Genomic DNA, 20,770 nt, shown 5'->3' with positions numbered 1-20,770 from the left:
TTAACTTTAAATTAATGATTAAGTCTAAATTAAAAAATAGAAACTTATCTCAAGAAGACGACTTTAATTTATCTGAATTATTTAAATTAATGAAACCAAGAGTAATGTCATTGGTTATCTTTACATGTGCAGTTGGTTTGTTAATGGCCCCAAATATTATCCCAACAAAGGATGCAATAATCGGAATAATTTTAGTTTCAATTGGAGCAGGTGCTGCTGGAGCTTTAAACATGTGGTATGAGTCTGATCTTGATGCATTAATGACAAGAACTTGCCTTAGACCAATACCCACGGGAAAGGTAAACAAAAATCAAGCTCTAGTTTTTGGAATTTCCCTTTCAATATTTTCTGTAATTGCGCTTGATTATTATTCTAACAGAATATCAGCTAGTTTATTACTTTTTACTATTTTGTTTTATGTGTTTGTTTATACAATTTGGTTAAAAAGAAAAACTCCACAAAATATAGTGATAGGAGGAGCTGCAGGAGCATTACCCCCAGTGATTGGTTGGACTATAGCTACCAATTCTTTAACTTTTGAGCCAATTACATTCTTTTTGATTATATTCTTTTGGACGCCTTCACATTTTTGGGCTTTAAGTTTGTATAAATCAGATGATTACAAAAAAGCGAAAATTCCAATGCTTCCACTAACAAACGGTGTTGAGAGTACAAAATTAAATATATTTGTCTATTCTTTAACAATGTTACCAGTAATTGTTTTACCTTATGCAATTGGCTTTGTAGGTATAACTTTTTTAATCCCATCTTTAATTTTGACAATTTATTATAATTATTTATGTTTCGACCTTTATAAATTTAAAAAAAACAAATTTGATGCAAAAAAGGCAAAATTTATTTTTGGATATTCAATTTTGTATTTATTCTTAATTTTTGTTCTTTTTTTAATTGATAAAATTTTATGATAACACCTGACAAAAAAACAAAGAAAAAAAATATTATAACTGCAATAGCAATTTTAGCGTTTATGGTATTTTTATTTGTTTTTACTTTATACAATGTAGGAGTATTTGATAGACAGATATGATTAAAGGCAAAACATTAACTCCTTTACTTTTAGCTGGGATTTTTGTCCTTATGTTGGGATTGTCTTTTGCAGCAGTACCTTTGTATGACCTATTCTGCAGAGTTACAGGCTTTGGAGGAACAACCCAGGTATCTAAAGAAGCTCCTAAAATAGTATTAGATAAGGTTGTTAGTGTGAGGTTTGATACAAATGTAAACAATCTTGAATGGAATTTTAAAGCAAAATCAAACGTGATTGATGTGAAAGTTGGTCAGGTCAACAGAATAGAATTTGAAGTTGAGAATATTGGAGACGAAACTACTTATGGTGTAGCAAGTTTCAATGTTTCACCGGCAAGTTTTGGTAAATATTATAGTAAATTAGGATGTTTTTGCTTTGAAAAACAAGAGTTGAAGGCTGGAGAGAAAGCAACTTACGTAATGACTTTTTATTTAGACCCTGACCTTGTGAACGACCCAACAACAAAAAATTTACAAGATGTAACTATGTCGTACACTTTTTTCTCGACAGATTACTATAAACAATCATAATCACGAAAAATGTCAGCAGAGAAAAAACACGATTACCACTTAGTTGATCCAAGCCCTTGGCCAATCTATACATCTTTTGCATGCTTAGTATTAGCAATAGGTGCAATTTTTTATATGCATAACGGTATTTCCTGGGGAATGTATCTTGGTTTAGCGTTATTAATTTATGGTGCGTACATGTGGTTCAGAGATGTAGTTATTGAAGCTGAGCATCAAGGTCATCATACTCCAGTCGTTCAAATTCATCATAGATATGGAATGACTTTATTTATTGCTTCAGAGGTAATGTTCTTTGTTGCATGGTTTTGGGCTTACTTCGACATAAGTTTATTTCCAAATGAATTTGTTGGAAATGTATGGCCACCAAAAGATATTGAAACATTTGATCCTTGGGACATTCCTTTAATAAATACGTTAGTTTTATTATTATCAGGAACAACTGTTACTTGGGCTCATCACGCTTTATTAGAAGATGATAGAAAAGGCTTTATACAAGGTTTAACTCTGACTGTTATTCTTGGTTTCTTTTTTACATTATTGCAAGCATACGAATATCATCACGCTACTTTCACTTACTCAGGCCATATTTATGGAGCTGTATTTTATATGGCAACAGGTTTTCATGGTTTTCACGTCATAATTGGAACGATATTTTTAGCAGTATGTTTGTGGAGAGGAAAACTTGGTCATTTTACTAAAGATCACCATTTTGGATTTGAAGCGGCTGCTTGGTACTGGCATTTTGTTGACGTAGTGTGGCTATTCTTATTTGCTGCAATTTATATTTGGGGAAGTTAATATTTATACTTGAAAAATAAATTACTATTTTCAGTTTTTGTTTATTTTATTATTTTGACCCTGCTCTCTCTTGGGTTTTGGCAAATCTATAGATTAAATTGGAAATTAGATTTAATTGAGCAAATAGAAAATTCTTTAAAAAACGATCCTGTGGAATTATCTAACATTGAAAAAAAAAATTATCTAAGAATAAAGACAAGCGGAGAAATTGATCTTGATAAACAAATGTATTTATACAATTTAAATGATACAGGCAAACCTGGATTTGAGGTAATTAATCCAATAAAAATTGGTGATGAAAATTACTTAGTGAATAGGGGATGGATACCTTTTGAAAAAAAAGACCTACCTGAAATAAATTTAGTTGATCAAAATCAAATAGTTGGCACTCTTATGTTGCAAAATAAAGCAAGTACGTTTAAGCCTGAAAATGATATTGAAAAAAATTATTGGTTCACTTTGGATAGAGAAGATATTTTAAAATTTACTGGAAGAAATTTTTCAGAGTATGTAATCTATTTAAACGGTGATTATAAAATTCCAAAACCAAGAGTGATAACTGCTAAAATTTCAAATAATCACAAGAAGTATGCAATTACCTGGTTTACTATGGCGATTTCAATCCTTTTAATATATTTATATTTTAGGAAAAAAAATTATTAAATGAAATACGTAAGTACAAGAGACACATCAAAAACATTTGAATTTAAAGACGTTTTTATCAAAGGTCTTGCCGAAGATGGAGGTTTATTTATTCCAGAAACATTAGTGAAATATGGAGAAAATGAAATTAGAGATTTAAAAACACTTAGTTATTCAGAGTTAGCAAAAAAAATTGTTTATCCATTTATTGGTAATTTTATGTCTGAAGCTGAATTGGGCAAAATTATTGATAAATCTTACTCCACATTTAGAAAAGATAACGTTGTAGATTTCATAAAGCTTGGAGACAAAACAATATTAGAATTATTTCATGGTCCGACTTTAGCTTTTAAAGATGTTGCCATGCAACTTTTAGGTAACTTTTACGAATATTACCTAAACAATGAAAATCAAAAAATTAATATTGTTGTTGCAACATCTGGAGATACTGGTGCTGCAGCAATTGATGCAATTAAAGGTAAAAAAAATGTTAATATTTTTGTGCTTCATCCAGACAATCGTGTTTCACCAGTTCAAAGAAAATTAATGACAACAGGTAAACATGAAAATGTATTTAATATAGCTATAAAGGGAAATTTTGATGATTGCCAAAACCTAGTTAAATCAATGTTTGCAGATAAGCAGTTTTCAAATGATATCAAAATGTCAGGTGTAAACTCTATTAATTGGGCAAGGATTATTGCTCAAAGTGTTTACTATTTTTATAGTTATTCATTGGTTGAAAATACAGCTGAACCAACAAATTTTTCAGTACCAACAGGAAATTTTGGAGATGTTTATGCTGGATATTTAGCCAAAAAAATGGGCTTGCCCATAAATAAACTGATTGTTGCAACTAATCAAAACGACATTTTACATAGAGCAATATCAAAAGGTAGTTATGAAGCAGAAAAGGTTTCGGAAACTATTTCTCCTAGTATGGATATTCAAATAGCTAGTAATTTCGAGAGACTTATATTCGATCTTAATAATGAGGGTGATAAACAGACTACATTAGATATGAAAAATATTAAAGAGAATGGAAAATATTTAATTGGTGATGATAAATTAAATAAAATTAGAGAAAATTTTTTATCAGCTAGTCTGAGTGAAAATGAGACTTTGGAGGTTATTAAAAAGGTGTATGAAAAATTTTCCGTAGTTTTAGATCCACACACAGCAATTGGATATGGTGCATTCGACAAACACAACTTAAGAGGAAATAATATTGTACTAGCAACTGCACATCCGTGTAAATTTCCTGATGCAGTTTCCAAAGCTATTAATTTAAAATCTGATTTACCAAAAGAACTTGAGTTTATTTTGAATGAAAGAGAAGATTATGATATATTAGAAAATAATTTAGAAAAAATTAAAAACTATATTATAGGTAAAACAAAATGAAGATTAAAGAAGGCGAACAACTTCCAAATTCAGAATTTTATTATTTAGACTCAAGTGGAGCAGCAAAAAAAATAACTACAGCAGAAGTATTTAAAAATCATAAAACAATTGTGATTGGTGTTCCTGGAGCATTTACAAAAGTTTGTTCTGCAAAACATCTGCCAGGGTATGTTAATAATTATGAGGAAGCAAAGAACAAAGGGATTACAAAAATTATTTGTGTCTCCGTTAACGATCCAAATGTGATGAAAGCATGGGGTGATAGTCAAAAAGTTGAAGATAAAATATTCATGGCTGCAGACCCATATTGTGAATTTACTAAATCAATTGGAGCAGAAATAGATAGACACGACAGAGGCCAGGGAATGAGATCAGCAAGATATACAATGTTAATTGACAACAATGTTGTAAAGAAAATACAAGCAGAAGAAGATACTGCCACTTGTGAAATTTCAGCAGCTCAAAATTTTTTAAAATTAATCTAAATTTGCTGCTTTTTTAGCAAGTAAGTCCACCTCTTCATTTAAAGGGTTTCCATCATGAGCTTTAACCCAATTCCATTGAATATTAAGAGATTTATTTAAATTATATAGATCAATCCATAAATCTTTATTTTTAACATCTTCTTTTTTTGAGGTTTTCCAATTATTAGCTAACCAAGTATTAATCCAATCAGTTATTCCATTTTTTACATATTGAGAGTCAGTATATATTTTTATTTCAATACCAGGCTTCATATCTTTCAATGCATTAATTGGGGCCAACAATTCCATTCTATTATTTGTTGTATTTTTTTCGTTACCACTAATTTTTTTTATTTCTTTTCCATTATTTATAATTGCAGCCCATCCACCATTACCTGGATTTGTTAAACAAGAACCGTCTGTATAAATTGTAATCATTAATTTAAATAATCTTTAAATGAACTTAAATTATTGTGAGAAAGTAATTTTTGATAATATTCATTAGGGTCTTTAATTTTAATCAATGCTGTTTTTGGTGTATTTGAGTAGTCATACAATCTTGTTAATAAATATCTTAATGCTGCACCTCTACACAAAATATTTATAGATTTTTTTTCTTTCATTGAAATTTTTTTAACACTTTCATACCCTTTGATTAAATTTTTAATTTTTTTCTTATTTAAATGGAATTTTCTCTTTTTATAATCAAAACAAAGAGCATTGATGCATATAGCAATTTCATACATAAAATAATCATTAGCAGCAAAGTAGAAATCAATAATTCCAGAAAGTTTATTTTTTTTGAAGAAGATATTATCTATAAATAAGTCACCATGGATAATACCTTTGGGCAATTTTTTAGGCCAATATCTATTAATATGTTTTAGGTTATTGTTTAAGAATACTTTTAAATTTGAAAACTTTTTTGACTTAAATTTAATAGTTTCCAACAAAGGTTTTAAATTCTTAATACCCATCGAATTTTTTCTATTAAGCTTCATTGTATTTGTGACCACATGCATTCGAGCAATTGTTTTACCAACTGTATAACAATCATTTATATTTAATATTTTTTTATCTTTACCTTCCAAGAATGATACAATACATGCAGTTTTATTTTTTAATTTAATAAGATATTTATTATTTCTAGTTTTCAGAGGCTTAGGACAATTTATTTTTGAATTATTTAAAATATCCATCAATTTCATAAAAAATGGTATTTCTTTTTGTAAAACTCTTTTTTCAAATATAGTTAAAATGTATTTTTTCTTTTTTGATTTAAGAAGATAGTTTGTATTTTCTATTCCTTGCTTGATACCTTTAAAACTTATTACTTTATTAATATTAAAATTTTTATTTATAATATTAATTTCTTTTTGATTTATTTTTGTATAGACAGCCATTTTTAATTTAATTTTTTGGGAGCTTTAAATATTACATCTTCTTTAATTATTTCTACTTCATCAATACTTATAGAAAATTTACTTTTTAAATCATTAATAAAATTTTCAACTAATATTTCTGGCGCAGATGCTCCTGAGGATATACCTATAGTATTGCAATTTTCTATTTGATCAAACGGTATTGAGCTTTCTGAATGAATAAGTTGTGAATTTTCACAGCCTGATTTTTTTGCCACTTCAACTAATCTAACAGAATTTGAGGAGTTTCTACTTCCAATAACAAAAAACATATCACAATTTTTTGCAATATTTTTTACTGCCATTTGACGGTTAGTAGTTGCATAACAAATATCTTCTTTCATTGGTTCTTTTATATTAGGGAAATTAGTTTTTAAAATTTTGATTATTTGTTTTGTATCATCAACTGACAAAGTAGTCTGAGTAATATATGCCAATTTTTTGTCTAGTTTATTTTTATAGTTTTTAGCATCTTCCTCATTTTGGATTAAATCTATAGAACCTTCATTTAATTGACCCATAGTTCCAATTACTTCTGGATGATTTTCATGACCAATTAAAATTATATGGTAACCAGCTTTATTAAGATTTTCTGCTTCTCTATGAACCTTAGAAACAAGTGGACATGTAGCATCAACATAAGTCATTTTATAATTTTTTGCATCTTCAGGTATTTTTTTTGGAACACCATGTGCCGAAAAAATTACTGGTCTTGATTTATCTTTTATTTCCTCCAGCTCTTCGACAAATATTGCTCCTTTATTTTTTAAATCATCTACGACATACTTATTATGTACAATTTCATGTCGTACATAAACTGGAGATCCAAATTTTTGTATAGATTTTTCTACTATTTCAATTGCTCTTTCTACTCCAGCACAGAACCCACGAGGTGCAGATAATAATATTTTTAATTCTTTATGTTTCATTTTTTTCTAAAAAATATTCCAGCAATATATGTGGAAAGGTTAAAGACGCCAAACCTATAAATATTATTTTTAAAATTGCACTATCTAAATTATATGAATTATTCAGTAGATATAGCGCGATAAAAGAAAAAATAGCAGTTAAAATTGTTAAAGGTAAAGCTTTCTTAAGAAACAATTTAAATCCATTTACTATACTATTTGGATCAAGTTCAATAGCGAGGGAAATCGAATGTCTAATCGAGTGTAAAAAACAGAAATAAGCAGTAAAAGCTATTAGTGGAGATAAATAATAATTTAATATTAAAATTGAAAAATAATCTAAAAAAACAACAAATTTCTTTATTTCAAAATTCTTTAAGAAAAGAAAAATACTAGATAGAGTGCTGCAGAATATTCCTATTTGAATTACATTATTTGTCTCAATAAAATTTAAACTTGAATAAAATGTCTCATTATCGATTAATAATAATTTGAAAATCGCTATTGTTTCCTGAAAATGAAAATACAAAGGAGCAAGTATAATTAAAAATCCCTTAAAAAAATAAAGTATTTGAATGAAATAAGATCTATCAATAATCAAAAATTGTGTATCCTCTTTTCCAAAGTGATAAGAGGCAATCATTAAAAAAACAATTAAAGTTATTGATGGCAATATTATCCAAGTTAGTATTACTATTACTGCAATTAAAATATACGTGATATAGAATATATAGGTTGATTTTATATTAAATAATCTTAGCAGTTTTTTTCCTTTTATATGATCTAAAGACCCATGAGAAACACCTATAATTAAAATTAAAAGTAAACACAAAATTGAAGAAATATTTAAATTATTAAACTTAAATAGCAAAATACAAAAAAGGTTTACAACAAAGAAAAAAATAAATGAATGATTTAGATTTATTTTTCTTATTTTATTGATCATCTTAAATTAATTCTTTTAAAAATTTCCACTTTGGCATTTTTAGAATTACTTCTAAATCTTCAAAAAAACTACTTTTATTTGATAAAAAATTGATAGCTGTTTTAGGTTTTGAATTAAAAACTTTGAAAAATATATTTCCCATTTCATTGGAATTGTTTTTAAGAACCCTCAACAAAATTTTATCTAAAAAATCATATTTCGAATTAATTTTAAATAGATTTACATTTTTTATATTTTCTATGTTTTCTCTTATATATCTGCTTTGTTCCTGAATATTTAGGAAAGTATAGCCTGTACTTAATCTAGTCATTCCTCCAGCTGAGCCTATATAAATTTCATTTAATTTATTTACATTTTTTTGTCTAAAAAGTGGGATTGCTCCAGTTTCTTTGAAATTGATTTTACAGTTTCTGATATTTAGGTGGTTGCTTAAATAATTATCAATTTGTTCATCATAATCTTTTAGTTTTTCATTATTTAGTTCAGATATCCAAGTAGTTTCAACTAAGGCGTTTCTTTTTGTAAATGGTAGCGTATAAAAAAAATGAACTTTATTTCTTTGATCACAAGCAAAGTCCATCAAATTGAAAATTTCTTCATCAAAGAAGTCTTTATCTGTTTCTATTTCAACTCCGCAAAAGTGTTGCCATAACTCACTCTGTTTATTCTCAAAACTAGGTACACTATTAAATACAATTGAATTTGATTTATCTAATTGATCAATACTTTTAAAAAACTGAATATTTTTATTTAATTTAAGTTTTGAAAGTATTTTTTCGTAGAACATGCCACTATCTATCGTTTGATATGGTGTAGGCTCGCAATCTACATATTTTGTATTATTGGGTGTATTTATTGTAAAATTATTCCAACTCTTTTTGACACAGTCATCGAAGTTATGTGAAAAAACCTTCCAAAATGACCAAGTTTTATCTCTTTTATAATCTTCTCTTGGCTCAATAATTGCTAAAGTTTTATCTTTTAATTTATCATAAACTTCCAGCTCATATGCCAACGAAAGACCTGCGCAACCTCCACCTATAATTATGTAATCAAATTCTTTCATTTAAATTTATTTCTTCATTAATTAAATTATGATCATGATTAATATTATCATCGTTTTTGTTTATAAGTGATAACTTAATTAAGTCAAAAATAGATAAAAAAGTTTCAATAATTTTTTCAATATTTGAAACATAAATTTTTCCTGACTTTTTATAATTTTCTATGTTCTGTTTATTTAAAATTTTATATCCTATTTTTCTATAAACTCTTCTTGCAACCAAAATAGAAAATCTGAAACTTAATGGTATTTCTTTTATTGAGTAAAATGAGTTTTCATAAAACTTTTCTGAAAGCTCGATTGTAGTCTTTATGTCCTCAAAACTTTCATTTATATAAAATCTATTATTTTTTTTATCTTCAATAACATCCCTGGAAATATTTGTTAATTGCATAGCAATCCCAAGATCAATTGCTGATTTTAGAGATTGTTCTTTGTGAACATTCAATATTTTCGCCATCATCAATCCAACTGTTCCAGCCACCCTATAGGAATAAATTAATAATTCTTTTTTTGAATTAAGTTTAACATTTTCTTTTATATCAGAATTAATACCCTCAAATAAATCGTCTACAATTTTAGTTGAAATACTAAATTCATTAATAAGATCCCACATGTTTTTAATAACTGGATCATCATGATTTTTATTAACAAAATTATTCCTAAATTTGATAAAATTATCTTTTTTTATTTCAATCTTATTTGCATCGTCAGCAATATTATCTGCTTCTCTGCAAAAATCATAAAGTGCAGAGCATTTTTCATAGGTTTTTTTTGGTAAAAAAAAACCTGCCCAATTAAAAGATTTTGCGTAAATAGCTAAATAATTCTTTGTTAACATTAAAATAATTTATCTAAAACCTTTGCTGAAGAGAGAACACCTGGAACACCGGCCCCTGGATGTGTGCCCGCACCAACAAAGTATAAACCATCATATATTTCTGATTTATTATGAAATCTAAAGTATGCGGATTGTGTAAATTTAGGTTGAATCGAAAACCCAGATCCAAATTTTGTATTTAATTCCTTTTCAAAGTAATCAGGTGTTAGATAAAAATCCTCAACTATATTATTCTTAAGATCCGGCATTAAGTCTTTTTCCATTTTTTCAATTACAAGATTTTTCATTATCTCACCTTCAGTTTCCCAATTTATTTTTGACTGATTGTTAGGAACAGGCACTAAAACATAAAAACAATCATTTCCTTCTGGGGCCATAGTTTTATCAGTCGCTGTAGGTCTGTGAAGATAATAGCTAATATCGTTATTTAATTTTTTCTTATCAAATATGTCATCAAGATGTTCTTTATACTTGTTTCCAAACTTTATTGTGTGATGTTCAACATTATCATAAATTTTTTTTGTTCCAAAATAGTAAACAAATAAACCCATAGAATATTCCATTCGATTTTTTTTCCAATTAAACAATATGGAACTCTCGTTGCTTTTGCTTAACATTTTTTCATAAAATGCAGGTGGATCTGCATTACAAACAACATTATCTGCACCAACTTCATTTCCATTATTTAATTTTACACCACTTATTTTATTATTTTTTGTTATAATTTCGGTTACTTCACTGTTTTTTATTATTTCAATACCAACCTCATTCATTAACTTTTCAAAACCTTTAATTATATTTCCTGTTCCTCCAACTGAATAATGTATTCCCCATTTTTTTTCTAAATAAAGAATTAATCCATAAATAGAAGTGGTGGTAAAAGGATTTCCCCCAACTAGCAAAGGATGCATGCTAAGCATTCTTCTTAATTTCTCATTTTTAATATAAGATGAAACAAGTGAGTAAACTGATTTATAACTTTTAAGTTTTAATAGAGCAGGCAATTGTTGCATCATTACGAAAGGTTTATCAAATGGTACATCTGCAAGTTCTAAAAAACCTTTATCAAATATTTTTTTTGTAAAATTAACTAATTTTTCATATCCATTTACATCTTCTTTGCTAAGCTTCTCGATTTGGTCTTTCATCTCTATTTCGTCGCCTGAATAGTTAAATTTAGTTTTGTCCTCAAAAATAAACTGGTACCAAATTTTAAGTGGAGTTAGTTCTATATAATTTTTTGGATCTTTATTGAATAACTCGAACAATTCATTAATTAGGTAGGGTGCAGTAATTACTGTTGGTCCAGCATCATATATAAATCCATTTTTCTTAAAAACTCTTGCTCTTCCACCTAGGTCTGGATGTTTTTCTATTAATTTTACGGTATGTCCTTTTGCCTTAAGTCTTAGCGCTGCTGCAATCCCACCAAATCCCGATCCAATGACAATAGAGTTCATTTTAATAATTTATAGCTTTTTTGAAAAATTGTAAGTGTATTATGAGTTAATTTTTTTTAACTCTGCTTTAGTTTCATCTAGATTTTTTTGAAACACAGCATCTAATTTTGACTTGTCTACAGATGTAGTTATTATTTTTTTAACTGAGTCCACGGCAATCTTTATTGATGCATCCTTAATTTCTTTTAAAGCCGCTTCTTTCATCTGACTTATTTTATTTTCAGCTAAATTTTTTTTAATTTCTGATGATTTATGAAACTTATCATTCATCTCAATTATTAATCTATCTGCATCTTTTTTGGCGTTCTCAAGAATTTCGTTGCTAACAGACTTAGCTGTATCTAATTTTTTTTGTGAATTATCTAGTAGTGTTTTTGCCTCAGTTCTTAATTTTTCACTTTCATCAATTTCATTTTTAATGTCAGATATCATTTTATCTAACATTTCAGAAACTTTTTGAGGAATTTTAAGGTAAATTAGCACTCCAAAAAAAATAATAAATGATACGGCTACCCAAAATGTTGCATCAATTGCCATAGTATTTATCTCCATTTCTTTTAGATAGATCGTCAACTATTGCAGATATACTACTATTATTTACTTCAGCTCCAATTAGTTTTTGCAATAACTCAGATGATGTCTCAATAGCAATTTTATTTATTTTATTTGGCGCATTTTTTCTTAATGCATCTATTTCTTTTTCAGCCTCAGCAATTTCATTATCAATTTGCTTATCAAGCACTTCTCTTTTTGCGCCAATGTCTTTTAGTGCTTTTTCTCTTGCTTGATTGAAAATACTATTAGCCTCAAGTTTGCTCTTAGATATAATTTCATCATATTCTTTTAGTTTTGCATCACTATCTTCTCTTTGTTTCTCAGCAGCCTCAATATTTTCTAATACTTGTGATTTTCTCGATTCTAAGTTGTTACTAATTTTTGGTAGTATTAGTTTAGATAAAACTAAATACATAATACCAAAAGTAAGTATTAGCCAAAAAATTTGAGAAACCCAAAACTCTGGATTTAATTGAGGCATACCTCCGCTTTCAGCTGCAAAAGCTTCTTTAATAAAAAAGAAGCTAAAAAATATTGACTGAAAATATATTTTTTTAACCATCAATTTAAAACGCAAAGAGAATGATTAACGCAACTACTAATCCGAATAATCCTGTAGCCTCTGCAAGTGCGAAACCTAAAAGCAAGTTAGGAAATTGTTTTTGTGCTGCAGATGGATTTCTCATTGCACCAGACAAATAATTTCCAAAAATTATTCCGATACCAACACCGGCTCCAGCTAAAGCAATTGCTGCTAAACCTGCTCCGATCATTTTTGCTGCTTCTAATTCCATTATATCCTCCTCTGTTATTAATGGTGTAAATTTAATGCATCATTTAAATAGATGCAGGTTAAGATTGCAAAAACATAAGCTTGAAGAAAAGCAACTAAGATCTCCAAACCAGTTAACGCAACCGAAAAACTCAGTGGAAGCCACCCACCAACTATTCCAAGGCTAATCACAAAGCCTCCGAAAACTTTCATCATTGTATGACCAGCCATCATATTGGCAAATAATCTAACTGATAAACTTATAGGCCTACTTAAATAAGAAATAACTTCTATAACAACAATTAAAGGGAGTAATACCGCGGGTACTCCACTTGGAACAAATAATTTTAAATACCCAAATCCATGTTTAATAAAGCCAATTACAGTCACTCCAATAAATATAAATGCTGCAAGCACAAATGTTACAATGATATGACTGGTTACAGTGAAAGTATAAGGTATCATTCCAAACATATTACAAAATAAAACAAACATGAATAAAGAAAATATAAATGCAAAATATGGTTTAGCTTTTGATCCAGCTGTATCGCTAATCATTTTGGATACAAAGGTATAGCTAAGTTCTGCTAATAATTGAATTTTGTTTGGTAGTATTGAATTTTTTTTTGATCCTAAATTAAAGATTAACAAAATAGATACAGTGCTCAAAATCATAAACAAACTTGCGTTCGTAAATGATATATCGAATGCTCCAACTTTAATTTCTGGTCCAATTCTATAAACGTCGAATTGGGACATAGGATTTGCTGCCATAATACTTATTTATTTTTGCATTTTTTTTGCAGATCTAATCACATTGGTTATTCCAGCAACTACACCAACAAAAAAAAATATTAATATAAACCAGGGTTTAGTACCAAAGGTCTTGTCAAAAATAAACCCAATAATTGTCCCCACAGCCACTGCAGAAACAAGTTCTGTGCTCAATTTGAATGCAGTTCCTATAGGTGAGGGGTCATTCTTCTTGTTGTAGAGATTTTTCTTTGAAATCTTGCTTTTTGCAATCTCTAAGCGAGTTTTGAAAGGGTCTTTTGGCATTTATATAGTTTAAGCAACCATACTTTCTGCTTTTTGTAAATCAACAGCAACAAGCTGACTAATTCCTTTTTGAGGCATAGTTACCCCATATAGTCTGTTCATTTTTGACATAGTTAAAGCATGATGAGTTACAATTATGAATTTGGTGTTGGTGATTTTGATTAGTTCCTCAAGCAAACTACAAAATCTTGTTACGTTAGCATCATCAAGCGGTGCATCAACCTCATCTAATACACATATAGGTGAAGGGTTTGTTAAAAATACTGCAAATATTAAAGAGAGGGCTGTCAATGCTTGCTCACCTCCAGATAACAAAGTTATAGATTGAAGTCTTTTTCCTGGAGGACTAACTAACATTTCTAAACCTGCTTCAAGTGGATCATCAGAGTCCACCAATTCTAGTTTTGCATTTCCACCATTGAAAAGTTTTGTATAAACTTCATTAAATTTTCTATTAACTTTTTCAAAAGCTTCAATCAATCTTTGCCTTCCTTTTTGATTAAGTTCATTGATGCTATCTTTCAATTTCACGATAGCAGTAACAAGGTCAGCACGATCCTGTTCCATTTTTTTTATCTCTTCTTCATATTTACTTGTTTCTTCATCTGCTTTTAAGTTTACAGATCCTAATTTTTCTCTTTCTTGTTTTTTCTTGTCTAAAGCATCTTCTTGATCAACTGGATTTGGAAGCTCTTCTACTCCATTTAAATTCGAATTTTCTAAAATATTATCTTCATTAAAATTTAACTCAGAACTAATTCTATCAAGGAGATCACTTTTTCTTTTTTGTAGGCCTTCAATTGTAGCTCCTGAGCTTGCTTTTCTTTCTCTGATTTGAATTGATTGTTCTTGAATTTCATTTAATTGCGTTCTTAACATTTCAATTTTTTGATCTGTTTCATCTATAATCGCTTCATTATCAATTTTTTCTTTATCTGAAATTCTTAAATTTTCTGAAATTTGACCTTTTCTTTCTGCCTGTGCTCTAGGCTGGTTTTCTAAATCACTTAATTGTTTTGATAATTTTTCTTTTCTCTGTGTTAGTTCATTAACCATTTTTTCTGAGCTAGTTAATAAATTTTTCCAACTTTCAATTTCCGTTTCAATGGTTTTAATTCTTTCATTTCTTTTTATAGACTCATTTTTAATTGATTGATTTTTACTATAAGCATCAGCATATTTTTCTTGAAGTAATTTTATATTTTCTGATTTTTCACTAACTCCTAATAACTCATTTCTAGATTTTTCATTTTTTAAATCATTTAAAAAACTATCTAGCTCCATATTACATCTATCTAGAAGCGTTACTGCTTGATTTATTTCATTACTATCTATTAATTCTTTTACCCTTGATATTGTATTTTTTATATTTTTTATTGGTCCAACACTTATATTTACAGTTTCTTCAGCTAAATTGTTTACAACTTCATCAACAGCTTTTTGTTCTTCTTTAAGTTTATTTTTTGCATTTTCTAACTCTTCATTAGATAATTTTTCTGTTTCAAAATACTTCGAGTCTGTCTCAATTAATTCAGTTTTTTCTTCCTTCAATCTTTTTTCATTTGAGTTAGCGTCTATAATAATTCCTTTTTCTCTTGCGATATCATCATCAAGTGTTTGAATTGATTTTTTTATGTTTTCTATCTCATCTTGAATTCGTGTATTTTCCTCATCTAAACTTTGAAGTTCTAGATTAAGTCTTTGTATCCTTGATAAATTTTCTATATTTTTTTCTCTCAATGGATTTACTTTATCTGTAAAAGTTTTAATTGAATTTTCTAATTCAGATATTTTGTTATTAAATCCTTCTACTTCTCCTTCTGCCTCAGTATTAATTTCATTTTCTATTCTAATTTCTTTGTCTATTTCTAATAATTTTAAATAATACAAACCTGCTTCAATTTTTTTAATTTGATCTGAAATTAGTTTGTATTTTGTTGCCTCTTCAGCTTGTTTTTGAAGATTTGCTAATTGTTTTTCTTGCTGTCTTCTTAACTCATCTGCTCTTTTTAAATTATTCTCAGCTGCACCCAATCTTAACTCAGCTTCATGTCTTCTAACGTGTAAACCAGATATTCCTGCAGCTTCTTCTAAAATAGCCCTTCTATCTGTTGGTTTTGCAGTTACTAATGCACCTATTCTTCCTTGGCTAATCATAGATGGAGAGTGTGCACCAGTCGAAAGATCTGCAAAAAACATTTGCGCATCTCTGGCTCTTACTTCTTTATCGTTAATGTAAAATTTAGATCCTTTATCTTTTTCTATTTTTCTTCTAACTTGTATTTGCTCTAATTCACGGTATTGGATAGGGCCTTCTTTATCTTTGTTTTCAACTTCGATTGATACTTCTGCAATATTTTTTGATGTTTTATTGGATGTTCCTGAAAATATAACATCCTCCATACCAGATCCACGCATACTTTTTGCAGAGGTCTCACCCATTACCCATCTTAAAGATTCTACAATGTTAGATTTCCCACAGCCGTTAGGACCCACTATACCCGTAAGACCATCCTCAATTAAGAAGTTGGTTTTCTCTGCGAAAGATTTAAATCCGTTTAATTGGATTTTTTTAAACTCCATGCACTAACTTATATCAGTTTTTCTAGTGCTTTTTTTAAATTTTTATAACTTAAGGGTTTTTCAAATTTTTTATTGTTGATTATTATCGTAGGAGTTGCGTTTACTTTAAAGTTCTTTGCTCCATCGATTCGGTCGTTTAATACAAAATCTTCAATTTCTTTATTATTTATACAAGTATCAAAATCAATACTAAATCCCTCACTTTTTAAAAATTTTTGTAAGTTTTCATTTGCTTCCTCTATTGAACTTCCTTTAACCCATTTTTGTTGATTAGCATATAAACTTTCAAGGATATCAGCATTTCCGTCATTCTTACATTGAGAAACTTTTGACGCATTAAAAGCAGCTATGTCTAAAGGGAAATGTCTAAATTCAATTTTGGCAATTCCTTTATCAAGAAATTCTTCTTTTAATTGAGGGTAAACATTTTTATGAAAATTAGCACAATGACTACAAGTTAATGATTCAAAAGCTATAATAGTTATTTTTGCATCTTTGTTCCCAACAGCTATTCTTTTAATTTCCTCAGCTTGTACATTTAAGACTGTAGTAAAAAATATTAATATTAAGAATATAATTTTTTTCATTTCTCTCTAAAAACTCTTGTTAACTCTGTTAATGATTTTTTAATCTTTTCGTTTTTAACACCTTTAATCTTATCTTGATATTTACTAATTGCCACATTTTTAACTTTTGTTTCACTCGAGCCCGTCATTTCATGTTCGTCATCAAAACTTATAAATTTAATCTTTTCAACAACAGAATACCCAAAAAAATTATTCATTTTATCCAAAATATCTTTTTTCGAATATTCTACGTCAACTTCATGTCCTCGCTTGACCATAACCACTAAGGTGCTAACACCAAATTTATTTGAATTTTTAAATGTTTTTGGATAGCAAATTTTAAATAATTCGCTTCCAACTAAATATTTCCAATTGCTCAGCGTTTCTGAATAAACGTGACCTTTTTTATTTATTATTTTTTTGACATTTTTTGGCAAAGTGTCTTTGAAAGATCTTAATCCTTGAATGCTAGCGTTTCTCTGCTTAGTATTATTTTTAGATTGCATATGAAAGATCCAATAATAACAAATAATATTCTTAATTGGTATGATTTAAATAAAAGATCTTTACCTTGGAGAAAGAATGTTTCTCAAACAAAAAAGCAATACTACACTTTAGTAAGTGAATTTATGTTGCAGCAAACTCAGGTTGCAACGGTAATACCTTACTTTAACAGATTTATAAAAAATATTCCTACAATTGAAAAATTATCTAAATATGATGATAGAAAATTAATCAAACTTTGGGAGGGTCTTGGATATTATTCAAGAGTAAGAAATTTAAAAAAAACAGCTCAAATAGTTGTTAAAAATTTTAATAAAAAAATACCTAGAAATTTTGTAGATTTAAAGTCTCTTCCAGGAATTGGAGATTATACAGCAAGTGCAATTTCTGCAATTGCATTCAATGAACCAATAATTCCTCTAGATGGTAATATTGAAAGAGTACTAAAGAGATACTTATTTTTAAAAAAACAAGATCAAATAAAAAAAGAAAATTTACACGAGAAGAAAAAAATTTTTGGAACATCTATCAAAAGGTCTAGTGATTATGCTCAAGCTTTAATGGAATTAGGGGCACTAATTTGTAAACCTGTTAGTCCTAATTGTAAGAACTGTCCATTAGTAAAAAAATGCAAATCATTTAAAAATAAAAATTTTGATTTAGTAAAATTTAAAAAAAAAGATAAGGAAACTTTTTACAAGCTAAATGTTTATAAAAAAAATAATCATTATTTATTAATCAAAAATAATAAATTTAATTTTTTGAAAAATTTTAATATCTTCCCGATGGAGGAAGTAAATAATCCTAAAAATTTTGATAAAGATTTGAATTTTAAAATGTCTAATATGAGCATGAATATTAAAATCGAATTTAAAAATAAATATAACTTAAATAAAAATAATTATTGGATTGATCCAACAAAGCTTCAAAATTATACACTGCCAACATTTACAAAAAAGATAGTTAAATTTCTAGAAAGTCATAAATGAAAAAAATTGCAATAATTGGTGCTGGAATTTCTGGTTTGTACATTGCCAATTTATTTAAAGATCATAAGGATTATCAGGTTACGATTTATGAAAAAAGGAATTCAATAGAAATGGAAGAAGGCTATGGAATTCAGTTGTCGGTAAATAGTGTAAAGCTTTTAAATAAAATAGGCTTCACTTATTTTACTGATGAAGAAAAATTTAATCCAAAAAAAATTGATTTTTATGAAATTAAAAATTCAAAAAAAATTTGTGACTTAGACATTTCAAAATTTAATTCTGAAGATTGTAAATACACAACATTGAAAAGATCAAAATTGCTTCAATTTTTAAAAAAACAAATAAACGAAGATATAATTAAATATAACCATAGTATTGAACAGATTGTTTACGATAAAGATTCAATAAAATTAATATTTGATAAAAATAATATAACTTGTGATTACTTAATTATTTCAGACGGTGTTTTTTCTAAAGGGAAGTTATTAATTTCAAACTATAAATCAAAACCAATTTACAATGATACGATTGCTATTAGGGGCACTATATCGAGAGAAAATTTTCAAAATATAAATGAAGAAAATATTTCTTTGTTTTTAGGACCGAATTTTCATTATGTTGTTTATCCAATTAATAATGATAAAAAATTAAATTTTATTGGCATTTTAAAACATAAATTAGATTTAAATGAGCAAAAGAACTATAATCTTTTTAACGAAAGCCCTTTTATAAAAAATATTAAATTTATATTATCTCAAAAAGTCTCCCAAAGTTTTTTGGAAAGTCTTCAAAATATTAAATTATTTCCAATATTTGTAAGTAAAAATTTATACAATCCTCCAAAAAATATATTCCTTATAGGAGATGCATTTTTTGCTTTTTCACCTTCATTTGCGCAGGGAGCTTCCCAATCAATTGAGGGGGCTAATGAATTATATAAATGTTTAATAAATAATAATAATTTTTATGATATCAGATTAAAGAGAGTAAAAATGATTAATAGTAGATCTAATTTCAATCAATTTGCCTTCCATTTATCAAATCCAATTATGATCATATTTAGAAATATTTTTTTAAAACTTTTAACTAAAAATAAAAAATTTTTAGAAAGTTATTTGGGTAAAATTTATAAAAGTTAATTTTTAGAAATTAATCTTTGTCTTAGATAATCTATAGGATAAGTTCGTCCATTTATATCACAGTGCCAAAAAGTCCATCCGTTGCAACTTTCAGCTCCTAAAATAGTAGCCGCAACTTTGTGTATAGAACCCTCTGCTTGATTATGTTTTATACTGCCATCAGCCATAATTCTGGCTGTTATTTTTTTCTTATTATCAAAAATATTAGTTCCAGGTTTAATTATTCCAAGCTCGACTAATGAACCAAAAGGAATTCTTGGTTTTGATCTATTATTTTTTAGCGTATCTAATAAATCGTCTTCAATAGGCTTTGTAGTTTTTATACGTTGCTCAGCAGCTTTAAAATAATTTTTTTCTTTTTCTATTCCAAAATAATTTCTCCCTAGTTTTTTTGCTACTGTAGCTGTTGTTCCCGATCCTAAAAAAGGATCAAGTATCAGGTCATTTTTATTTGATGTAGCAAGTAAAATTCTATGTAATAGTGCTTCTGGTTTTTGTGTTGAGTGAATTTTTTTTCCATCCTTTTTAAGTCTTTCAGAACCGTTGCATATTGGAAGATCCCAATTAGATCTCATTTGAAGATCATCATTTAAACATTTTAAAGATTGATAATTAAATGTGTATTTTGATTTCTCACTTTTAGAGGCCCATATTAAAGTTTCATGAGCGTTAGTAAATCGTGTACCTCTAAAGTTTGGCATTGGATTTTTTTTATTCCAAATTACATCATTTAAAATCCAGAAACCTAGATTTTGTATTGCTGTGCCAACTCTAAAAATATTATGGTAGCTTCCTATAACCCAAATAGCTCCATCTTTTTTTAAAATTCTTTTACATTCACTAAGCCATTCATAGGTGAAATCATCATATTTTTTAAAATTTTCAAATTGATCCCACTTATCATTTACCGCACTAACCTTTGATCTATCGGGTCTAGTTAATTCACTTTTTAATTGTAAGTTGTAAGGAGGATCAGCAAAAATTAAATCAAAAGTTTCACGTGGAATTTTTTTTAATTCTTCGAGACTATCACCGTTAATTACTTTATTTTTGAAATCAGTTTTCATTTGTAAAAATT

General features: G+C 27.8%; 25 protein-coding genes. 9 read left to right on the top strand and 16 right to left on the bottom strand.

Annotation, left to right across the window (positions count from 1 at the left end; all coding sequences use genetic code 11):
* Positions 1 to 14: 14 nt before the first annotated feature.
* From cyoE to ACTT88_RS05570, 7 genes are read left to right on the top strand one after another with little or no spacing between them, the layout of a single operon-like run.
* Complete coding sequence (gene cyoE / locus ACTT88_RS05600; RefSeq protein WP_440908324.1) at positions 15 to 926, top strand: heme o synthase; 912 nt, start codon at positions 15 to 17, stop codon at positions 924 to 926.
* Positions 923 to 1,048 (top strand): serine protease, encoded by a 126-nt coding sequence (locus ACTT88_RS05595; RefSeq protein WP_072090818.1) that lies wholly within the window; start codon positions 923 to 925, stop codon positions 1,046 to 1,048. The genes cyoE and ACTT88_RS05595 overlap by 4 nt, the downstream gene beginning before the upstream one ends.
* Entirely contained in the window at positions 1,045 to 1,578 is a 534-nt protein-coding gene (locus tag ACTT88_RS05590; protein WP_440908323.1) for a cytochrome c oxidase assembly protein, read from the top strand. Before ACTT88_RS05595 ends, ACTT88_RS05590 begins: the two co-directional genes overlap by 4 nt.
* 9 nt (positions 1,579 to 1,587) lie before the next feature.
* A complete protein-coding gene (locus ACTT88_RS05585; protein ID WP_440908322.1) occupies positions 1,588 to 2,376 on the top strand; it encodes a cytochrome c oxidase subunit 3 in 789 nt (262 codons plus the stop codon).
* A gap of 9 nt (positions 2,377 to 2,385) precedes the next feature.
* Positions 2,386 to 3,039: an SURF1 family protein gene (locus tag ACTT88_RS05580; protein ID WP_440908321.1), complete on the top strand. Its 654-nt coding sequence runs from the start codon at positions 2,386 to 2,388 to the stop codon at positions 3,037 to 3,039.
* The gene (gene thrC / locus ACTT88_RS05575) at positions 3,040 to 4,422 is read left to right on the top strand and encodes a threonine synthase (protein ID WP_440908320.1); all 1,383 of its coding nucleotides are present in this window, start codon (positions 3,040 to 3,042) and stop codon (positions 4,420 to 4,422) included.
* The gene (locus ACTT88_RS05570) at positions 4,419 to 4,907 is read left to right on the top strand and encodes a redoxin family protein (RefSeq protein ID WP_440908319.1); all 489 of its coding nucleotides are present in this window, start codon (positions 4,419 to 4,421) and stop codon (positions 4,905 to 4,907) included. The genes thrC and ACTT88_RS05570 overlap by 4 nt, the downstream gene beginning before the upstream one ends.
* Here ACTT88_RS05570 and rnhA read toward each other — a convergent pair.
* Genes rnhA through ACTT88_RS05495 form a run of 15 tightly spaced genes read right to left on the bottom strand, consistent with a single transcriptional unit; the run spans position 4,899 to position 17,566 of the window.
* On the bottom strand, positions 4,899 to 5,324 hold the full coding sequence (gene rnhA / locus ACTT88_RS05565; RefSeq protein ID WP_440908318.1) for a ribonuclease HI: 426 nt from the start codon (positions 5,322 to 5,324) through the stop codon (positions 4,899 to 4,901). The genes ACTT88_RS05570 and rnhA overlap by 9 nt on opposite strands.
* Positions 5,324 to 6,289, bottom strand: coding sequence for a homoserine kinase (locus ACTT88_RS05560; RefSeq protein ID WP_440908317.1), 966 nt, complete (start codon positions 6,287 to 6,289; stop codon positions 5,324 to 5,326). The genes rnhA and ACTT88_RS05560 overlap by 1 nt, the downstream gene beginning before the upstream one ends.
* Positions 6,290 to 6,291: 2 nt before the next feature.
* Positions 6,292 to 7,236 carry a 4-hydroxy-3-methylbut-2-enyl diphosphate reductase gene (gene ispH / locus ACTT88_RS05555; RefSeq protein ID WP_440908316.1) on the bottom strand — a complete coding sequence of 315 codons (945 nt, stop codon included), beginning with the start codon at positions 7,234 to 7,236 and terminating at the stop codon, positions 6,292 to 6,294.
* A complete protein-coding gene (locus tag ACTT88_RS05550) occupies positions 7,226 to 8,161 on the bottom strand; it encodes a Brp/Blh family beta-carotene 15,15'-dioxygenase (RefSeq protein WP_440908315.1) in 936 nt (311 codons plus the stop codon). The genes ispH and ACTT88_RS05550 overlap by 11 nt, the downstream gene beginning before the upstream one ends.
* A 1-nt stretch (position 8,162) precedes the next feature.
* Complete coding sequence (locus tag ACTT88_RS05545) at positions 8,163 to 9,227, bottom strand: lycopene cyclase family protein (protein ID WP_440908314.1); 1,065 nt, start codon at positions 9,225 to 9,227, stop codon at positions 8,163 to 8,165.
* Positions 9,214 to 10,065 (bottom strand): phytoene/squalene synthase family protein, encoded by an 852-nt coding sequence (locus ACTT88_RS05540; protein ID WP_440908313.1) that lies wholly within the window; start codon positions 10,063 to 10,065, stop codon positions 9,214 to 9,216. Before ACTT88_RS05540 ends, ACTT88_RS05545 begins: the two co-directional genes overlap by 14 nt.
* Positions 10,065 to 11,525, bottom strand: a complete 1,461-nt coding sequence (gene crtI, locus ACTT88_RS05535) for a phytoene desaturase family protein (RefSeq protein WP_440908312.1) — start codon at positions 11,523 to 11,525, stop codon at positions 10,065 to 10,067. Before crtI ends, ACTT88_RS05540 begins: the two co-directional genes overlap by 1 nt.
* Before the next feature lie 39 nt (positions 11,526 to 11,564).
* Complete coding sequence (locus ACTT88_RS05530) at positions 11,565 to 12,077, bottom strand: F0F1 ATP synthase subunit B family protein (RefSeq protein ID WP_440908311.1); 513 nt, start codon at positions 12,075 to 12,077, stop codon at positions 11,565 to 11,567.
* Positions 12,052 to 12,642: a F0F1 ATP synthase subunit B family protein gene (locus ACTT88_RS05525; RefSeq protein ID WP_440908310.1), complete on the bottom strand. Its 591-nt coding sequence runs from the start codon at positions 12,640 to 12,642 to the stop codon at positions 12,052 to 12,054. The genes ACTT88_RS05530 and ACTT88_RS05525 overlap by 26 nt, the downstream gene beginning before the upstream one ends.
* A gap of 4 nt (positions 12,643 to 12,646) precedes the next feature.
* Positions 12,647 to 12,874, bottom strand: coding sequence for a F0F1 ATP synthase subunit C (locus tag ACTT88_RS05520; protein WP_006997791.1), 228 nt, complete (start codon positions 12,872 to 12,874; stop codon positions 12,647 to 12,649).
* A gap of 17 nt (positions 12,875 to 12,891) precedes the next feature.
* The gene (locus ACTT88_RS05515; protein WP_440908309.1) at positions 12,892 to 13,626 is read right to left on the bottom strand and encodes a F0F1 ATP synthase subunit A; all 735 of its coding nucleotides are present in this window, start codon (positions 13,624 to 13,626) and stop codon (positions 12,892 to 12,894) included.
* 9 nt (positions 13,627 to 13,635) lie between these two features.
* On the bottom strand, positions 13,636 to 13,911 hold the full coding sequence (locus ACTT88_RS05510; protein WP_075484905.1) for an AtpZ/AtpI family protein: 276 nt from the start codon (positions 13,909 to 13,911) through the stop codon (positions 13,636 to 13,638).
* Positions 13,912 to 13,920: 9 nt separating this feature from the next.
* The gene (locus tag ACTT88_RS05505) at positions 13,921 to 16,494 is read right to left on the bottom strand and encodes a chromosome segregation SMC family protein (protein WP_440908308.1); all 2,574 of its coding nucleotides are present in this window, start codon (positions 16,492 to 16,494) and stop codon (positions 13,921 to 13,923) included.
* Between the two features lie 8 nt (positions 16,495 to 16,502).
* On the bottom strand, positions 16,503 to 17,081 hold the full coding sequence (locus ACTT88_RS05500; RefSeq protein ID WP_440908307.1) for a thioredoxin domain-containing protein: 579 nt from the start codon (positions 17,079 to 17,081) through the stop codon (positions 16,503 to 16,505).
* Entirely contained in the window at positions 17,078 to 17,566 is a 489-nt protein-coding gene (locus ACTT88_RS05495) for a DUF721 domain-containing protein (RefSeq protein ID WP_440908306.1), read from the bottom strand. The genes ACTT88_RS05500 and ACTT88_RS05495 overlap by 4 nt, the downstream gene beginning before the upstream one ends.
* Between ACTT88_RS05495 and ACTT88_RS05490 the strand changes: the two genes are divergently transcribed.
* Positions 17,567 to 18,553, top strand: a complete 987-nt coding sequence (locus ACTT88_RS05490) for an A/G-specific adenine glycosylase (protein ID WP_440908305.1) — start codon at positions 17,567 to 17,569, stop codon at positions 18,551 to 18,553.
* Positions 18,550 to 19,692, top strand: a complete 1,143-nt coding sequence (locus ACTT88_RS05485) for an FAD-dependent monooxygenase (protein WP_440908304.1) — start codon at positions 18,550 to 18,552, stop codon at positions 19,690 to 19,692. The genes ACTT88_RS05490 and ACTT88_RS05485 overlap by 4 nt, the downstream gene beginning before the upstream one ends.
* On the opposite strand, the gene ACTT88_RS05480 is transcribed toward ACTT88_RS05485, so the two are convergent.
* Positions 19,689 to 20,759, bottom strand: a complete 1,071-nt coding sequence (locus tag ACTT88_RS05480; RefSeq protein ID WP_440908303.1) for a site-specific DNA-methyltransferase — start codon at positions 20,757 to 20,759, stop codon at positions 19,689 to 19,691. The genes ACTT88_RS05485 and ACTT88_RS05480 overlap by 4 nt on opposite strands.
* Positions 20,760 to 20,770: the final 11 nt, after the last annotated feature.

This window comes from Candidatus Pelagibacter sp. (assembly GCF_052046145.1).
Taxonomy (GTDB): domain Bacteria; phylum Pseudomonadota; class Alphaproteobacteria; order Pelagibacterales; family Pelagibacteraceae; genus Pelagibacter.
Note: the sequence above shows the minus strand (reverse complement) of the source record. Positions and strands in the feature narration are given on the sequence as shown.

What these genes read in the sequence shown, in the direction of transcription:
- cyoE (WP_440908324.1), top strand. Translation starts at nt 15, where the DNA reads ATGATTAAGTCTAAATTAAAAAATAGAAACTTATCTCAAGAAGACGAC.
- ACTT88_RS05595 (WP_072090818.1), top strand. Translation starts at nt 923, where the DNA reads ATGATAACACCTGACAAAAAAACAAAGAAAAAAAATATTATAACTGCA.
- ACTT88_RS05590 (WP_440908323.1), top strand. Translation starts at nt 1,045, where the DNA reads ATGATTAAAGGCAAAACATTAACTCCTTTACTTTTAGCTGGGATTTTT.
- ACTT88_RS05585 (WP_440908322.1), top strand. Translation starts at nt 1,588, where the DNA reads ATGTCAGCAGAGAAAAAACACGATTACCACTTAGTTGATCCAAGCCCT.
- thrC (WP_440908320.1), top strand. Translation starts at nt 3,040, where the DNA reads ATGAAATACGTAAGTACAAGAGACACATCAAAAACATTTGAATTTAAA.
- ACTT88_RS05570 (WP_440908319.1), top strand. Translation starts at nt 4,419, where the DNA reads ATGAAGATTAAAGAAGGCGAACAACTTCCAAATTCAGAATTTTATTAT.
- rnhA (WP_440908318.1), bottom strand. Translation starts at nt 5,324, where the DNA reads ATGATTACAATTTATACAGACGGTTCTTGTTTAACAAATCCAGGTAAT.
- ACTT88_RS05560 (WP_440908317.1), bottom strand. Translation starts at nt 6,289, where the DNA reads ATGGCTGTCTATACAAAAATAAATCAAAAAGAAATTAATATTATAAAT.
- ispH (WP_440908316.1), bottom strand. Translation starts at nt 7,236, where the DNA reads ATGAAACATAAAGAATTAAAAATATTATTATCTGCACCTCGTGGGTTC.
- ACTT88_RS05550 (WP_440908315.1), bottom strand. Translation starts at nt 8,161, where the DNA reads ATGATCAATAAAATAAGAAAAATAAATCTAAATCATTCATTTATTTTT.
- ACTT88_RS05545 (WP_440908314.1), bottom strand. Translation starts at nt 9,227, where the DNA reads ATGAAAGAATTTGATTACATAATTATAGGTGGAGGTTGCGCAGGTCTT.
- ACTT88_RS05540 (WP_440908313.1), bottom strand. Translation starts at nt 10,065, where the DNA reads ATGTTAACAAAGAATTATTTAGCTATTTACGCAAAATCTTTTAATTGG.
- crtI (WP_440908312.1), bottom strand. Translation starts at nt 11,525, where the DNA reads ATGAACTCTATTGTCATTGGATCGGGATTTGGTGGGATTGCAGCAGCG.
- ACTT88_RS05530 (WP_440908311.1), bottom strand. Translation starts at nt 12,077, where the DNA reads ATGGAGATAAATACTATGGCAATTGATGCAACATTTTGGGTAGCCGTA.
- ACTT88_RS05525 (WP_440908310.1), bottom strand. Translation starts at nt 12,642, where the DNA reads ATGGTTAAAAAAATATATTTTCAGTCAATATTTTTTAGCTTCTTTTTT.
- ACTT88_RS05520 (WP_006997791.1), bottom strand. Translation starts at nt 12,874, where the DNA reads ATGGAATTAGAAGCAGCAAAAATGATCGGAGCAGGTTTAGCAGCAATT.
- ACTT88_RS05515 (WP_440908309.1), bottom strand. Translation starts at nt 13,626, where the DNA reads ATGGCAGCAAATCCTATGTCCCAATTCGACGTTTATAGAATTGGACCA.
- ACTT88_RS05510 (WP_075484905.1), bottom strand. Translation starts at nt 13,911, where the DNA reads ATGCCAAAAGACCCTTTCAAAACTCGCTTAGAGATTGCAAAAAGCAAG.
- ACTT88_RS05505 (WP_440908308.1), bottom strand. Translation starts at nt 16,494, where the DNA reads ATGGAGTTTAAAAAAATCCAATTAAACGGATTTAAATCTTTCGCAGAG.
- ACTT88_RS05500 (WP_440908307.1), bottom strand. Translation starts at nt 17,081, where the DNA reads ATGAAAAAAATTATATTCTTAATATTAATATTTTTTACTACAGTCTTA.
- ACTT88_RS05495 (WP_440908306.1), bottom strand. Translation starts at nt 17,566, where the DNA reads ATGCAATCTAAAAATAATACTAAGCAGAGAAACGCTAGCATTCAAGGA.
- ACTT88_RS05490 (WP_440908305.1), top strand. Translation starts at nt 17,567, where the DNA reads ATGAAAGATCCAATAATAACAAATAATATTCTTAATTGGTATGATTTA.
- ACTT88_RS05485 (WP_440908304.1), top strand. Translation starts at nt 18,550, where the DNA reads ATGAAAAAAATTGCAATAATTGGTGCTGGAATTTCTGGTTTGTACATT.
- ACTT88_RS05480 (WP_440908303.1), bottom strand. Translation starts at nt 20,759, where the DNA reads ATGAAAACTGATTTCAAAAATAAAGTAATTAACGGTGATAGTCTCGAA.